15 protein-coding genes are annotated in these 15,603 nt (G+C 41.8%); 13 read left to right on the top strand and 2 right to left on the bottom strand.

Features of this window, described 5'->3' with window-relative positions; translation table 11 throughout:
- The first annotated feature begins 114 nt into the window (after nucleotides 1–114).
- From G587_RS0102680 to G587_RS0102635, 9 genes are all read left to right on the top strand, one after another.
- Nucleotides 115–1,419 carry an aminotransferase gene (locus tag G587_RS0102680; protein WP_026490987.1) on the top strand — a complete coding sequence of 435 codons (1,305 nt, stop codon included), beginning with the start codon at nucleotides 115–117 and terminating at the stop codon, nucleotides 1,417–1,419.
- The gene (locus G587_RS0102675) at nucleotides 1,416–3,335 is read left to right on the top strand and encodes a YgiQ family radical SAM protein (protein WP_026490986.1); all 1,920 of its coding nucleotides are present in this window, start codon (nucleotides 1,416–1,418) and stop codon (nucleotides 3,333–3,335) included. The genes G587_RS0102680 and G587_RS0102675 overlap by 4 nt, the downstream gene beginning before the upstream one ends.
- Before the next feature lie 447 nt (nucleotides 3,336–3,782).
- Nucleotides 3,783–4,790, top strand: coding sequence for an energy-coupling factor ABC transporter permease (locus G587_RS0102665; protein ID WP_026490985.1), 1,008 nt, complete (start codon nucleotides 3,783–3,785; stop codon nucleotides 4,788–4,790).
- Between the two features lie 59 nt (nucleotides 4,791–4,849).
- On the top strand, nucleotides 4,850–5,623 hold the full coding sequence (cbiQ, locus tag G587_RS0102660; RefSeq protein WP_026490984.1) for a cobalt ECF transporter T component CbiQ: 774 nt from the start codon (nucleotides 4,850–4,852) through the stop codon (nucleotides 5,621–5,623).
- Between the two features lie 13 nt (nucleotides 5,624–5,636).
- Nucleotides 5,637–6,386 carry an energy-coupling factor ABC transporter ATP-binding protein gene (locus G587_RS0102655; RefSeq protein WP_026490983.1) on the top strand — a complete coding sequence of 250 codons (750 nt, stop codon included), beginning with the start codon at nucleotides 5,637–5,639 and terminating at the stop codon, nucleotides 6,384–6,386.
- Nucleotides 6,379–6,702, top strand: coding sequence for a metal-sensitive transcriptional regulator (locus G587_RS0102650; RefSeq protein WP_026490982.1), 324 nt, complete (start codon nucleotides 6,379–6,381; stop codon nucleotides 6,700–6,702). Before G587_RS0102655 ends, G587_RS0102650 begins: the two co-directional genes overlap by 8 nt.
- Nucleotides 6,703–6,754: 52 nt before the next feature.
- A complete protein-coding gene (mnmA, locus tag G587_RS0102645) occupies nucleotides 6,755–7,840 on the top strand; it encodes a tRNA 2-thiouridine(34) synthase MnmA (RefSeq protein WP_026490981.1) in 1,086 nt (361 codons plus the stop codon).
- 183 nt (nucleotides 7,841–8,023) lie between these two features.
- Nucleotides 8,024–8,581, top strand: coding sequence for a hypothetical protein (locus G587_RS0102640; RefSeq protein ID WP_026490980.1), 558 nt, complete (start codon nucleotides 8,024–8,026; stop codon nucleotides 8,579–8,581).
- A gap of 65 nt (nucleotides 8,582–8,646) precedes the next feature.
- The gene (locus tag G587_RS0102635; RefSeq protein WP_026490979.1) at nucleotides 8,647–9,189 is read left to right on the top strand and encodes a hypothetical protein; all 543 of its coding nucleotides are present in this window, start codon (nucleotides 8,647–8,649) and stop codon (nucleotides 9,187–9,189) included.
- Here G587_RS0102635 and G587_RS0102630 read toward each other — a convergent pair.
- Entirely contained in the window at nucleotides 9,182–9,784 is a 603-nt protein-coding gene (locus G587_RS0102630; protein ID WP_051205989.1) for an NUDIX hydrolase, read from the bottom strand. The two genes, G587_RS0102635 and G587_RS0102630, sit on opposite strands and share 8 nt — an antisense overlap.
- A gap of 96 nt (nucleotides 9,785–9,880) precedes the next feature.
- Here G587_RS0102630 and G587_RS0102625 point away from each other — a divergent pair, with 96 nt between their 5' ends.
- The 4 genes from G587_RS0102625 (at nucleotide 9,881) to G587_RS0102610 (ending at nucleotide 14,744) form a co-directional block, all read left to right on the top strand.
- Complete coding sequence (locus G587_RS0102625) at nucleotides 9,881–10,990, top strand: cation diffusion facilitator family transporter (protein WP_026490977.1); 1,110 nt, start codon at nucleotides 9,881–9,883, stop codon at nucleotides 10,988–10,990.
- Nucleotides 10,991–11,644: 654 nt separating this feature from the next.
- Nucleotides 11,645–12,976, top strand: a complete 1,332-nt coding sequence (locus G587_RS24065; RefSeq protein WP_051200581.1) for an HD-GYP domain-containing protein — start codon at nucleotides 11,645–11,647, stop codon at nucleotides 12,974–12,976.
- 100 nt (nucleotides 12,977–13,076) lie between these two features.
- Nucleotides 13,077–14,168, top strand: coding sequence for a YARHG domain-containing protein (locus tag G587_RS0102615; RefSeq protein ID WP_026490976.1), 1,092 nt, complete (start codon nucleotides 13,077–13,079; stop codon nucleotides 14,166–14,168).
- A gap of 21 nt (nucleotides 14,169–14,189) precedes the next feature.
- Entirely contained in the window at nucleotides 14,190–14,744 is a 555-nt protein-coding gene (locus G587_RS0102610) for a hypothetical protein (RefSeq protein ID WP_026490975.1), read from the top strand.
- A gap of 25 nt (nucleotides 14,745–14,769) precedes the next feature.
- Here the strand turns inward: G587_RS0102610 and G587_RS0102605 are convergent, their stop codons facing one another.
- Nucleotides 14,770–15,600 (bottom strand): AraC family transcriptional regulator, encoded by an 831-nt coding sequence (locus G587_RS0102605; protein ID WP_026490974.1) that lies wholly within the window; start codon nucleotides 15,598–15,600, stop codon nucleotides 14,770–14,772.
- Nucleotides 15,601–15,603 lie beyond the last annotated feature (3 nt).

Here is a 15,603-nt window from a genome sequence, read left to right as displayed (position 1 = left end):
CTAAAGCATCCGCACTCGGCGCGAGAGTTTTGCAAGCAAAACTCTTTTTTAGAATTGCAAAATGTTGTATAATTTTTAGCAGTTTAAATCGAAGTGAGGAGCTTTTAAATTATGATTAAAGATTATAAGGAGATGACAAAGCAGGAGCTTGAAAAAGAACTTGCTAATTTGCGTGCTGAATACAAGAGATTCCAGGACATGGATCTGACTCTTAACATGGCAAGAGGTAAGCCGTGCCACGAGCAGCTTGATATTTCCATGGGAATGATGGATACACTTAATTCTGAGGCTGATCTGTCCTGCGAGGATGGAACGGACTGCCGTAACTACGGTGTTCTTGATGGTATCCATGAGGCTAAGGTGCTTATCGGTGCAATGATGGAGAATAAGCCTGAGAATATTATTATCTATGGTAATTCTTCTCTTAACGTTATGTACGATACAGTATCAAGAGCATACACTCACGGTATCATGGGCAACACACCCTGGTGCAAGCTTGATAAGGTTAAGTTCCTTTGCCCTGTTCCCGGATATGACAGGCACTTTGCTATTACAGAGTACTTCGGAATTGAGATGATTCCGGTTGAGATGACACCTACAGGTCCTGATATGGACGTAGTTGAGAAGCTTGTATCAAGCGACGAGGCTATCAAGGGTATCTGGTGCGTGCCTAAGTATTCCAATCCTCAGGGTTATTCATACTCAGATGAGACAGTAAGAAGATTTGCAAGACTTCGTCCTGCTGCAAGAGACTTCCGTATTTTCTGGGATAACGCATACGGAATTCACCACCTTTACGATGATCATCAGGATTACCTGATCGAGATTCTTGAGGAGTGTAAGAAGGCCGGAAGTCCTGATATGGTCTACAAGTTTTCATCTACTTCCAAGATCACATTCCCCGGAAGTGGTATCGCAGCTATCGCTACATCTCTTAACAACCTCGAGGAGATCAAGGCGCAGCTCACTAACCAGACCATCGGACACGATAAGGTTAACCAGCTTCGTCATGTAAGATACTTTGGCAATTTCGAAGGAATGAAGGAGCATATGAAAAAGCATGCTGCTATTATCAGACCTAAGTTTGAAGCAGTTTTAGAGATTCTCGACAGAGACCTTGCTCCTTACAATATTGGTGAGTGGACAAGACCTAATGGTGGTTACTTCATCAGCTTTGATGCACCCGAGGGCTGTGCCAAGGCTATTGTTGACAGAGCTAAGAAGGCCGGTGTAACAATGACAGGTGCAGGTGCGACCTTCCCTTACAAGAAGGATCCTAAGGACAGCAATATCAGAATTGCTCCCACATATCCTTCACTTTCAGATCTTCGCACAGCTATGGAAATATTCACAGTTTGCGTAAAGCTCGTTTATGCAACCAAGCTTTTAAAGGAAATGGATGAGGCAGAGAAGGCATGAACTGGTTTCCTCCTTTCAATAAGGAAGACTTAAAAGAACGTGGTATCGACCAGCTTGATTTCGTCTATGTTTGCGGTGATGCTTATGTAGACCACTCAAGCTTTGGTGCGGCCATTATTACAAGAACACTTGAGGCTCACGGTTATAGCGTGGGCCTTATTTGTCAGCCCGATTTTAGGGATGAAAAGAGCATAACAGTTCTCGGAACTCCCAGACTTGGTTTTCTGGTATCAGCAGGTAACATGGATTCCATGGTTAACCACTATACGGTTGCCCTGAAAAAAAGAAAGACTGATGCCTACAGCCCCGGCGGAGAGATGGGACGCCGCCCTGACTATGCGACGATCGTTTATTGTAATCTCATAAGGAAGGTTTATAAGCACGAGCCCATTATCGTTGGCGGAATTGAGGCGAGCCTCAGGAGACTTGGCCATTACGATTATTGGTCTAATAAGGTTAGAAGGTCGATCCTTCTTGATTCCGGAGCGGATATCATATCCTATGGAATGGGAGAGGTGAGTATCGTTGAGATAGCAGATGCTCTTGCCTCCGGGCTTGATGTGGCTGATATAACCTTCATTAATGGAACTGTCTTTAAGACCAGAAATGAAGAGAATATCTATGATGCCATAAAGCTTCCCTCCTTCGAAGAGATTAAAACAGATAAGAAGAAATACGCTGAGAGCTTCAGCATTCAGTATAGAAACACGGATCCCTTTAATGGAAAAAGACTTTACGAGACCTACGACGGAAGTCTTTATGTGGTACAGAATCCGCCCTCAAGGCCTCTTACCCAGCAGGAGTTTGATGACGTTTATGAGAGAGAGTATCTTAGAGCCTGGCATCCTTCTTATGATGCGGCAGGAGGTATTCCTGCTTTCAACGAGATCAAGTATTCCATCACCTCCAACAGAGGCTGCTTTGGTGAGTGTAATTTCTGCGCCCTGACCTTCCACCAGGGACGTATCATCCAGAGCAGAAGTCATGATTCCATAATCCGTGAGGCTAAGGTTTTCCTGGAAGAGAAGGACTTCAAGGGCTATATCCATGACGTGGGAGGTCCTACAGCCCAATTCAGGAAGCCTGCCTGCAAAAAGCAGATGAAGGTTGGAGCATGCCCGAATAAAAAGTGCCTCCACCCTGAAGTGTGCAAAAACATGGAGGTGGATCACAGTGACTACCTCAGTATCCTTAAGAAGCTTCGTGGCCTACCCGGAGTGAAGAAGGTATTTGTGCGTTCCGGAATCAGATTTGACTATCTACTGGCAGATAAGGATGACACATTTTTACGAGAGCTATGTAAGCACCATATAAGCGGCCAGCTTCGAGTTGCTCCTGAGCATATATCAGATAACGTATTGGAAAAAATGGGTAAGCCCAAGGTAAAGGTATACGACCGCTTTATTGAGAAATTCGATAAGGTAAACAAGCAGATAGGACTGCAGCAGTATGCAGTACCTTATCTTATGTCATCCCACCCGGGAAGCACCCTTAAGGATGCTATAGCCCTTGCGGAATATCTGTGTAAGCACAGACTTAGCCCTGAGCAGGTTCAGGATTTTTATCCCACACCTGGAACTGTATCAACCTGTATGTACTACACGGGAATTGATCCGCTGACCATGGAACCTGTTTATGTGGCAAGAGACCCTCATGAGAAGGCCATGCAGAGAGCACTTATTCAGTTTAGAAGACCTGAGAACTATGATCTTGTAAAGGAAGCACTACTCCGGGAGCATAGAGAGGATCTTATCGGATTTGGACCGCAGTTTTTGATCCCGCCGAGAAAATCATCTGATAAACCGCCGGTTAAAGCTTCAAATAATAATTCCAAGCATACGAATAAGAATACAAATAAGAATGCACCTAAAGCTAACAGGTCAAACAATAGAAGAAAATCCGGAAGGAGAAAATAAAAAACTCCGGAGCTAAGGCTCCGGAGTAACTAATTTATCCCTAAACGGAGGAGGAGCCGTCAGATGGGGAATCTGACGGCTCTGGTATGAAAAAAGTTTTGTTGGGGGAGTCAGAAGTTCTCACTTCTGATAAGTCTATAATAGCGATTATATTTGTCCAAAGTATGTCCGAAGCCTAAAAGAACAATTATAATTCTAAGGAAAGTTTGAACAAAATATAATAAAATCATAAACAAATCACATAATGCAAATGCACCCTTTAAATATGATTGAATTGTATGAGTAACTGAATTTTTTGCATACAATATACAAGATTTAATAACCCCCTGGGGGGCTTGTAAGTAATATTATGTATGATTATACTTATCCCTGGAACTGACATGGATACTACCAGTTTCTAAGATAAAGCTAATTTTAAACAATTCAAATATACGGAGGATTTGTATTATGCACATGGCGGATGCTTTGGTATCACCTGCTGTTGCGGGGACAATGTATGTATTATCTACAGGAGCTGCTGCTTATTCAATTAAGCAGGTCAGAGAGGAGAATGATCCTAAGAAAATTCCTGTAATGGGAGTTATGGGTGCGTTTGTTTTTGCTACTCAGATGCTTAACTTTACAATACCCGGAACCGGATCATCAGGACATCTCTGCGGAGGCATGATGCTTTCATCTCTCCTTGGCCCCTATGCCGGATTCCTTACCATGATAGGAGTACTGCTTGTCCAGTGTCTGCTATTTGCTGACGGCGGACTGCTGGCGCTTGGGTGTAATGTTTGGAATATGGCCTTTTACGGGTGCTTTATAGGGGCGCTGCTTATATGGAAGCCCATTATGAAAAAGGGAGCTACAAGAGGCAAAATTCTTCTTGCTTCTATATTAGGATGCGTTCTGACACTTCAGCTTGGAGCTTTTTCAGTTACTCTTGAGACACTTGCATCAGGTATTACAGAGCTTCCCTTCGGAGTATTTTTAGCAACCATGCAGCCGATTCACCTTGCTATCGGCTTTGTTGAAGGCCTTATAACAGCAGCAGTGCTTATCTTTGTTAATGAAGCAAGACCTGAGCTTTTATGGGGCGTAGGTGAGGAGAAAAAAGAGAGTAAGCTCTCACTTAAGACAACTGTTATCGTACTTGGAGTTGCAGCTGCTATCTGTGGCGGTATCGTTTCTCTCTTTGCTTCAGCGTTCCCGGATGGTCTTGAGTGGTCCATGGAGAAGGTTGCAGGAACCACTGAACTTGAGGCAAGAGGCGGAGCTTATGCGATTGCTGACAGCATTCAGAGCGCAACATCACTTCTTCCTGATTATGCATTTAAAAACAGCGAGGCTGCTGCAGGAACCAGCTTCTCGGGAATAGTTGGTGCCCTTGTAGTAGTGGCTATTCTTGTTGGCGCCTGCTATGCATTCAGATTCTTCAAGAAGAAGGGGGCAGATCAGCAGACTGTATAATAATCGAAGAGACTTTATTATCCTCATGTGGGAGAGAGGATCTTCGTGAATGAGGTTTAATGGATTCAATCGAAAAAAAGCTACACGAATTTCAGAAGATACAAGAGCTATGGCAGCGTTCTCACTGGATGAATGACCTTCATCCTCTGGGGAAGCTGCTTGTTAGCGTTTTGTATATTTTTACAGTGGTATCATTTGGGAAGTATGAAATGGCACCACTTATTTTGATGTCAGCATATCCGATTTTCGGTTTTATTGTGGGAGAACTGTCCATAAGGCAGGGTATATACCGAATGAGGCTTATTCTTCCACTGGTGATCTTCGTTGGAATTCTGAATCCGTTTTTTGATACGGACATCGTACTCTATATAGGAGAGATTGGTGTTTCAGGTGGTGTGATATCAATGCTGACGCTTATGCTTAAGGGCTTTTATTCCGTTCTGGCAGCGTATATTCTGATCGCTACGACTTCAATTGAAAAGCTCTGTCAGGCACTTCGGATGATCCATGTACCCAAGATAATAGTTATTGTCATACTTTTGATAGAACGATATTTTTACATCATGGGTGAGGAAGCTGACAGGATAATTACCGCTTATAAGCTCCGCGCTCCCCGTCAGAACGGTATCCACTACAGTGCATGGGGGACACTTGTTGGAATGTGGCTCATAAGGAGTATGGACCGTGCCGGAATCGTCTATGAGAGTATGCTGCTTCGCGGCTTCAAGGGCGATTTTGATCAGGAAAAAATAAAGGCGAAACCAATTGATATAGTATATACTGTTACCTGGATATTGATATTTGTGATTATCAGGCACTTAATAGCTTTGTGATAGAGGTGGATTTATGCATACCGGTGTTCACGGCGAACTACTGACAATTGAACATTTGAACTTTTCTTATGAAAAGAGCCACCAGGTCCTTTTTGATATTAATCTTCATGCTAAGGACGGCGAGAAAATAGGACTCATAGGAGCAAACGGAATAGGTAAATCAACCCTGTTAAAGCTTCTTGTGGGGCTATATCTTGATTATGAAGGCAAGCTCGAGGTTGCAGGACATGCTGTAAACAAGGCTAACCTGAATCATATACGAGAGCATATAGGATATGTCTTTCAGGACTCCGACAGTCAGCTTTTTATGGCTACTGTTGAAGAGGACGTGGCTTTTGGTCCAAGGAATTATGGCCTTACAAAGGAAGAGGTGGAGAGCCGCGTGACAGAGGCTCTAAAAAAGGTTCACATTGAGAGCCTTCGTAAAAAGCAGAATTATAAGCTCTCTGGTGGTGAGAAGAAGCTTTCTGCAATAGCCACCATTTTATCAATGGAGCCTGATATAATACTGATGGATGAGCCGTCAATAGCACTTGATCCCAGAAACAGGCGCAATCTTATAGGGATTTTGAACGAGCTTACCTGCCTTAAGATAGTTGCATCTCATGATCTTGATTTTATAATGGATACCTGTGACAGGATTATTCTTCTTCATGACGGAAAGATTGTCGCAGATGACAGCGCAGATGTTATACTTAAGGATAAGGAATTATTAGAAGCACACGGACTTGAGCTTCCGTTGAGGTATCAAAAATATGAGTAGCCACGAACATACACACAACCACGCGGGACACGTGATACACGAACACGCCCACTATCACTCCCCGGAGGAGAAGAAAAAACAATTAAACAGACTCAGCAAGGCGATCGGCCATCTTAACCATGTAAAGGCCATGATCGAAGAGGATGAGGATTGCGCAGATGTACTTATGCAGCTCTCTGCAGTTAATTCAGCCCTTAAAAGCCTTGGCAAAGAGATAATCAACGAGCACATGTCACATTGCATTGTGCATGCCCTTGAGGACGGTGACATGACTGCAGTTGAGGAATTCCAGAAGGCAGTACAGAAATTCATCTGACCTCTGGTTATATGTCGGTACTTTGAGACGGCTATTTTGGAAATGAGGAAATATGAGTAAGACAGCACTTATCGCCATGAGTGGTGGCGTAGACAGCAGCGTTGCGGCAGAACTTATGAAGGAGAGAGGCTTTTCCTGCATAGGCTGTACAATGCGCTTATATGAGAACGATATGATAGGTGAGGATCTTTTCGGAACCTGCTGCAGCAAGAAGGACACTGACGATGCCAGGGCAGTCACTGAGAAGATTGGGATACCCTATCATATTTTTCATTATGAAAAGGAATTCATAGATAATGTAATAGAGCCCTTTGTATGCAGCTATGAGAGAGGAGAGACACCCAATCCCTGCATCAGATGCAACAAGTATCTTAAGTTTGATATTCTCTATAAAAAGGCTAAGGAGCTTGACTGTGAATATATCGTCACAGGTCATTATGCGAGAATTGAAGAGAAGGACGGACATTTTTATCTGAAAAAAGCCGCTGACCTTAACAAGGATCAGAGCTACGTTTTATATGACCTTACAGAGGAACAACTGTCCCATACCGTTTTCCCGCTTGGTGAATTTACTAAGACGGAAGCGAGACAGATTGCAGAGAATAATGAATTTGTGACCTCTCATAAGAGCGACTCTCAGGATATCTGCTTTGTTCCGGATGGTGATTATGCCGGCATGATAAAACGTTACAGGGGTAAGGAATATCCCGGCGGCGATATTGTTGATAAGGATGGCAATGTTCTTGGACATCACAACGGAATAATCAACTACACCATCGGTCAGCGCCGCGGACTGGGCGTTCCGGCTGACAGAAGGCTCTATGTTACCAAGCTTGATATAAAGAATAACAAGGTGGTTCTGTCAGATAATGAGGACCTTTTTGAGAGAGAGGTTATCGTGAAGGACTTCCACTGGATAACCGGTAAGATGCCTGAGGGTGATATCAGATGCAGCGCTAAGATACGATATAAACATAAAGAGCAGCCTGCTACGGTTACACTTCCTGCAGAGGAAGGGGGAGTGGCGCGTATACTTTTTGACGAGCCTCAGCGAGCTATTACAGCGGGACAGTCAGCTGTTTTATATGACGGTGATATTGTCCTTGGCGGCGGCATAATCCAGAGAGAACAGGATTAAATACCATATTGCGATCAATAGTGCACGGATCTTGGGATTTTTGAATTTTAATTTCAGGATTCGTGCATTTTTTTGATATATAAAATCATTGTCAGTGGGATTTTATATGGTGTTTATAGTATGTAACAACAGCGATTCATATAATAAAGGTGTTGAAGAAGAGTTATTTATGGAGGGTTTTCTATGGCTATAAATAAGAGATTTGTTGCTGCTTCAATAATTGGAATTATGATGTCGTTTGTACTTGCTCCTTCTGTTAAGGCATACGCTATAGAAGGAAGCGTAAGTGGAGATACAAAAAAAGCTGCTATTGAGATAGATGCTGAGACTGCTGAAGAGGATGTAGAGCTTAGCCCCAGAGCTATAGCCGAGAATATGAATCGCGAGGAGCTCATCAAGTTTACCGAAGACCAGATGAAGGGTGATGGCAGTACCGATTGCGTATTTAACGTTGGAGAAGACTATATTTCAATCGAGGTCAGCTTTAATGATGTTGCCCAATTTGCTGAGCTGGCAAAGAACAACAGCGCGTATAAAGAGTCATGGGATAACGTGGTTGATGGCATAAGCGACGTCACAGGAGTTTACTATGACTTATATAAGAAATTTGATATGAATGTTCATCTCTATGCAGTTGATGACTCAGATCGTGATAAGGTCCTGATCTATTCCTGCAATGGACAGAAGATATATGACATAGTAAACGATGGCGAATCAGATATAGAAAAGGTTGGCAGATGATATTGAAAAGTTAAGGCATGGGGATGTATCTCTGTGCCTTTTTTAGGAGAAGGAGGTAAACATTTATGACAATTAGCAAGAAATTAGTAGCGACTTCAGTTTTAGCTATCATGATGTCACTGGTTATGGTGCCTGCTGTTAAGGTATATGCTATTGAAGGCAGCACTCAGAGTGTAACAGAGCCTATAGCCGGAGAATTAACTGAAGAGGAGATTATCACTGAAGGCGCGGAAGCGTTGGATTCCTTTACCAAGGAGGAACTCATTAAATTCACCGAAGGACTGATGAAGAGTGATGAGAATGCAGAGGTGAAATTTACAACAGGAGATGATTATGCACTTGCAGAGGTTGCATTCGAAGACGTTGGAGAGTTTGCAAAAATTGCCAAGGAAGATAGTCAGTACATAGATAGCTGGAACTATGTAGTTGATACAATGAGGCAGGTTACAGAGGTATATGCACCGTATTATCAGAAATTTGGTATGGATTTTAGTATCTGCGTTGTTGATGACAAGAATCCCGGTACGGCTCTGATATACTGCAAAAATGGTGAAGTTATATATGACTGCGTAAATAATATTGGTTCAGAGTCGGATATTATCAGATAAGCTCTAAAAATGCGTGGAGAAGCCTTCCTGTAAAGCCCCAGACAACAGGATCGGTATCTTCATATATCCACATATCATATTTTTGTACATGCCAATTGTAAGTATCAGTTCCTCCGGTCACTTTCTGAAATGGGAAATTGTCCGGAGGAATTGTTGGTTTCTGCATAGGATATCGATTAGCAGGATGCTCCTTAAAAAATGAGATAGGATAGGTAAATACCTTTGCTACCTCATCAGTAGAATATGTCATTTTGTAATCATGCAAAAGAGCGACATAGGGGTAAACCAGTGAACCCGTAGGGCCAAACAGTGGTGCTAGAGAGCTTATTATTTCTGTTTTACCGGAATCGATAAGAAGCTCCTCGCTAATCTCCCTAAGAGCAGCATCCATTGGCGCTTCGCCAGCTTCGATTCTGCCTCCTGGAAAGCATACCTCTCCAGGTTGGAATTTAAGGGCAGGGGAGCGCACTTCAAATAAAACATGAATCTCACCGGATATCTCAACCAGTGGAATTATCACAGCTGAGCTCTTTGGGGGAATCATGTCTTCTTTTGTGTTGTTTCTGATTTTTTCTAGCAATTCTTTTGTATTCATATTCCAATTATAAGCGACAAAAACAATTTCACACAACAGATACAAATGTGTATAATCCTTATATAAATCTATTTTACATCAAAGGGGATTAACATCATGGATAGAAATACCACCATTATAAAAACAAGTATTATTGGAATAATCACTAACATGCTTCTTGCTGGCTTCAAGGCAGCTGTGGGCATATTATCAGGCTCAATTGCGATTGTACTTGATGCGGTAAATAACTTAAGTGACGCATTATCTTCCGTAATCACGATCATTGGAACCAAGCTTGCGGGAAAAGAGCCGGATAAGAAGCATCCGCTGGGATATGGACGTATCGAGTATCTTAGTGCAGCACTGATTTCTGTGATCGTTCTCTACGCAGGTATAACTTCGCTTGTTGAATCAATAAAAAAGATTATCAATCCTGAACTTCCCAATTACCAGACGGCATCGCTTGTAATTGTTGCTGTTGCAATTGTAGTGAAGATTGTTCTTGGAACCTATGTAAAAAAGGTAGGAGAGAAAGTTAATTCAGAATCACTGGTGGCTTCCGGTGAAGATGCAAAGCTGGATTCTGTTATTTCAGCATCCACCCTTGTTGCTGCAATTATTTTTATATTTACACATGTAAGTCTTGAAGCCTGGCTTGGCGCAATTATTTCACTTGTGATCATTAAGGCCGGCCTAGAAATGCTCCGCGATAACTTATCACTTATTCTTGGTGAGAGAGTTGATCTTGAGCTTTCCAGTGAGATAAAGAAGACGATCGCATCATTTCCTGAGGTTCAGGGAGCTTATGACCTTCTTCTTCACAACTACGGACCGGACAGATATATCGGGTCAGTGCATATAGAGGTTCCTGAAAACATCACTATTTACAGACTCGACCAGCTGCAGAGAGAGATAGCTTCAAAAGTATATGAGAAGCATGGAGTTGCAATCGAGGGAATAAGTATCTATTCCCAGAACTCAGACAGCTCAGCTGCAGGAAAACTTAGGAATGAGATAGTAAGAAGCATAATAAACAAGCATGAAAATATAAAGCAGATTCACGGATTTTATCTTGACGAGATCAAAAATATAGTAGCGTTTGATATGGTAGTTTCCTTCAAGGAAAAGGATAAACAAAAGCTACATGAAGATGTGATTTCCGAATTAAAAGTACTGTATCCTCAATATGATTACAAAATAAATATGGACCGAGATTTCAGTGATTGAAGTAATCACCTGGCGAGGTTCTTCCGAGCCTGGTGTACTACTTCTCTCACCAGTGAAGGCATAGCCCAGCTTCTGAAGTGGTGTTCCTGTATAAGTGGGTTGAATAATGGAGGGATTTTTACTATACGCGTTGAAATATGTTATAGATATGTTATTATTTTATTAAAGGTACTGCCGATAGCGGTCAGTCCCGTTTATAGTTGTTAATCAAAAAAATGACCGTCAACTATCCCGAGCTGTGCGGTCATTTTTGATGTTTATCTTTAAGTAGTGTAACACAGATACTGATGATGGTCACAATGATCCCGATAATTGTGACTACAATACCTGTGATTTCAAGTATTAATTCAAACACCTATCTCTTTCGAGCCTTTCCCACATATTTTCCATAATGATCACCTCCGGGATCGGAAGTTCTCGGATAACTCCGGTAAAGGACTGACCGCTACCGCATTTTAAGGCAGCACCCGGCGAAGAGTATAACACTAAATTAATGAGTTTGTATCGAACACAATCTTAAGAAATTCTTAAAGCGCGATTTACGTAGTTTTTAGAATTATATGAGAGAATGAATATTAGAAAAAGGCATGGGGTAAGGGGGCTCTATGCCTTTTTTTATAAAATCTTTTGATTATAGTCCACCGGAGGTAGGACGTGCAGGAGATAATCACTTATTACTGGCCAAGACTGATAGTCGCACTGTTCTTTGCCTGCATATGCACACGTTTTTCACTAAAAAAGCGTGAGGGTATAAGCAGGCTGTTGTACTTTGCGGCTTTTTTCTTTTTATCCTGCACAGTTATATCCATTGCTTCCGAGATTCTTTTGGTTGTGCCGATCAGATATTTAATACTTAAACCAATAATATCTGATCAGGTCACTTTCAATGCAGTATATGCATTGGTAAAGATAATTATTGATCTTTTTATATACATAATTCCAAGCTTTATATGCGCTAAACTCCTGCATGAAGATCGACTTATTATAGGAACGGTGTACATGGAGTTTATACTTCAGGACAGATTTGCACAGATTATTTCGTTTTCTCCTTTGTCATACCTGATCGTTTATATAGGTGAGCAGGTTGTGCTGGGGCTTATTCATCATAAAGAGATGGACTATATTTTTGGACACAAGGATGCAGTCAGTTGGAAACCGGTATTTTATTATAACCTTTCGCTTTTCATAACCATGGATGCCTGTTATGTAGCCTATCTGTTTGTACCGGAGCTTGGAGCGTATGGAATTACGATTCCTATCATATGGATTGATGCTCTTGTGATAATGTCCGTGCTTGCAGCTGCAGGCTTTTCAAAGTTGAATATTACCTTGTCGCAGGAGCAGGAAGATAAAATTACATATATGCGTAAATTCCAGGATAACCAGACGGATATTATCAGGGATTTCGCAACTATTTCAGAGGCTAAATCAGGAGAGACGGGGCAACACGTCAGAAGAGTATCTGAATATACTGCCATCCTTGCAAAAGGTGCGGGGCTTGGAGATCTTGAAGTCTCATATATCAAGGTTGCAGCAATGATGCATGATATAGGAAAACTTATGATTCCTAATGAGATAATCGAAAAACCCGGGAAGCTTACACCTGAAGAATTTGAGACTATCAAGATGCACTCAGGATATGGAGACTATCTTCTCTCACACAGCAAAGGTGAGATCATGTCCATGGCAAAAATAATAGCCTATGAGCATCATGAGAGATGGGATGGAATGGGGTATCCAAGAGGGCTTAAAGGAAAAGAAATTTCTATATATGCAAGGATAGTATCCGTTGCTGATGTCTATGATGCCCTTACAAGTGCCCGCTCCTATAAGGAACCATGGCCACCGGAGGAAGCAAAGGCTGAGATAGAAAATCAGAGAGGTGGGCAGTTTGCGCCTGAGATTGTTGATGTGTTTGTTGAACATTATGACGAAATAGAAGCGATAAGAAATAAATATACTGATTCATATGTGGATGAGGATTAGGATTATGACTTCTTGCGTGCAAAAGTGGAAATGCACGCAATAATCTATAGATTTCTGTTTCTGAAGAAAAAAATCTATCTGTATCGGAAGGGAGGTCACCATGAGACACTACGGAAAGATTATTGCTTCATTTTTTATGACGGGAATGGTATTGATATCGGGCATTCTTCCTACCAGTGCTCACACCGGAAAACAGGATGCGGCTACTGTGATGGAAATTAACAGCCGTGGCGAAAATGGCACTGACAGTCCGCGAAGGTATGCGATGAGTGGTGGCACCTGGGAGAAAAACAGTGATGGTGTGTGGATGTATAGAGACAGCACAAACCAGATTGTCAGAAACTGTTGGGTTTTGGATCAGGATATGCTGTTTTTTGTAGGATACGACGGCTGTATTGTAAAGAATAATTATTCCTCTGACGGCTTTTACTGTGGAGAAAATGGAGCATGGGACAGCACGAGAACTCAGAGAACCTGGGATGTTGATCCCTATGAAGGAGCTTATGAAGGTAATGGTAATATCTGGATTTTTAAGCTAAACAATACCGGCGGCACACAGAAAGTACAAATTGCGTATATGCAGACCGGTGAAGTCTATATGACCTGCACTCTTACTCCCGTAGGGCATGGATGCTATATGGCATGGCCTGAGAATAGTGGTGATGTAACAACGCAAATGCTTATAGCGGTTTCCGATGATAAGAACACCGTAAGGATAAGTAGTGGCGGTCAGACACATGTCTGCACATATACTCCGAATTCTTACTATTACGACCCTAATAATACACAGAATGGTCCTGCCAATAATCAGTACAATAACAACTACAACAATGGCTATAGTGATGGCTATAACGATGGTTACAACAGTGGCTACTATAATTCAATACAGCAAAACCAGGGATATAATGCCGCTTATGAATTTGTTTTTCCGTATTCGTCAACGAACCTGATATCAGAGTTTGATGCACAGATATTGTCAGACTATGAACTCAGGATTGCTTTAAATGAGATCTATGCAAGACATGGCAGACGTTTTAAGGACAAAGAGCTGCAGAACTATTTTAATAGTACATCATGGTATGTGGGAATGTATGAGCCTGCAGAATTCGATAAGATTCAGGATGGACTTCTGAATGACATTGAAAAAAAGAATATAAATATTCTTGTAAAAGAGAGGAATAGAAGAAAGTAATAATTAAAGGAGGACTTTTTTATGATTATTAAGAAATTTATTGCTACCTCAGTTATTGCATTGATGATGTCGGTAATGCTTGTACCTGCAACCAAAGCTTATGCAACATCAGGATCTGTTAATGGGAGTGATTCAGTACCAAAGACAGGAACCGTTACTGAAGAAACAGAAGACCTTTCCGGACTCTCCGGCGTGGATCCGGCGAGTATGACAAGGGAAGAACTTATAGAGCACACAAAAGCAGCTTTGGATTCATCATCTCCGGTTGAAGGTGGCTATGAGCTTGAGGAAAAAGATGATTGTATCATAATTACCATGTGGTATGACGGCATGGATGACATGCTTAAGATTGTGGAGACGGATCCTACTTATAAAGAGTTGTGGAGTCATATGGATGATAGTATGTGTGAAGCATGTGACCAATATTATCAGGCGTATAAGCTTCATGATATGGATGTTTACTTATATCTTGTTAATGAGCTTGACCATGATAAGCTTATCCTCGCATCACGCAATGGTGAGCTTATCTATGATTGTGTAAATGAAATAGATAAGAGAATAGATTATAACCGCTAAGTTTTGCTGTTTTTATAAGTTAGTACTAACCCTTGCCAAGTTTTTTTCTATAATCACTTGGTGATTCATTACGATATCTTTTAAAGGCTTTTGAGAAGGTGAAGGAATCAGAGTAACCGACCAGAAACGCAATCGAGTTTATGGTCTCTGAGGTTTCCTGAAGCAGCTCAGAAGCCTTTTTTATGCGGTAGCTGGCAAGATATGCCTGCGGAGTGTAGCCTGTTGCATGCTTAAAGAGTCTTGTCAGGTAGCTTCTGTTAAGTCCGCAGGCTGCCGCAATTTCTTCTACGCCTATGGGCTCAGAATATTTGAGACGAATAAAGCTGATAGCGCTTTTTACGTAAGCAAGGCGTGGGTCTACGTCATTCTTTACCTGATTTTCCGAGGTGGCGATCAGATAATCAAAAAATTCATAAACCTTTGCATAGCAAAAACACTCCCTGTCACTATTGCGAAAGATTTCTGCAATACATTCATAGACCATGGAGGAATCTGATACAGGGTTGTATATAGGATTTTCCGAGGTGATACCTGCACTTGCAAAGAGCTCCAGGGTTCTTGGACCGTCCACGTGAATCCAGGCGTATTCCCAGGGCTCCTCGGTGTCTGCCTCATAGTAAGCCTTGACCCTTGCAGGGATAAGGAAGCCCTGATGCTCATGTATGTCGAATCTCTTGTCGCCTATTACGAGGTGACCTTTTCCTGACAGAACATAATGAAAAATGGTTCTTGTTCTTACGATAGGACCATAGCTGTATCCGGGTCCGCATTTATATTTTCCTACCTCAAATAAATAGAAGTCATTGGACTTTGTATAATCAACGAATTTAACCTTATCAACGCCTGTAACTATCATGAT

The sequence above is a fragment of the Butyrivibrio sp. XPD2002 genome (genome assembly GCF_000423945.1).
Lineage (GTDB): Bacteria > Bacillota > Clostridia > Lachnospirales > Lachnospiraceae > Butyrivibrio.
The sequence above is the reverse complement of the archived record's forward strand: the minus strand, read 5'-3'. Positions and strand labels throughout refer to the sequence as shown.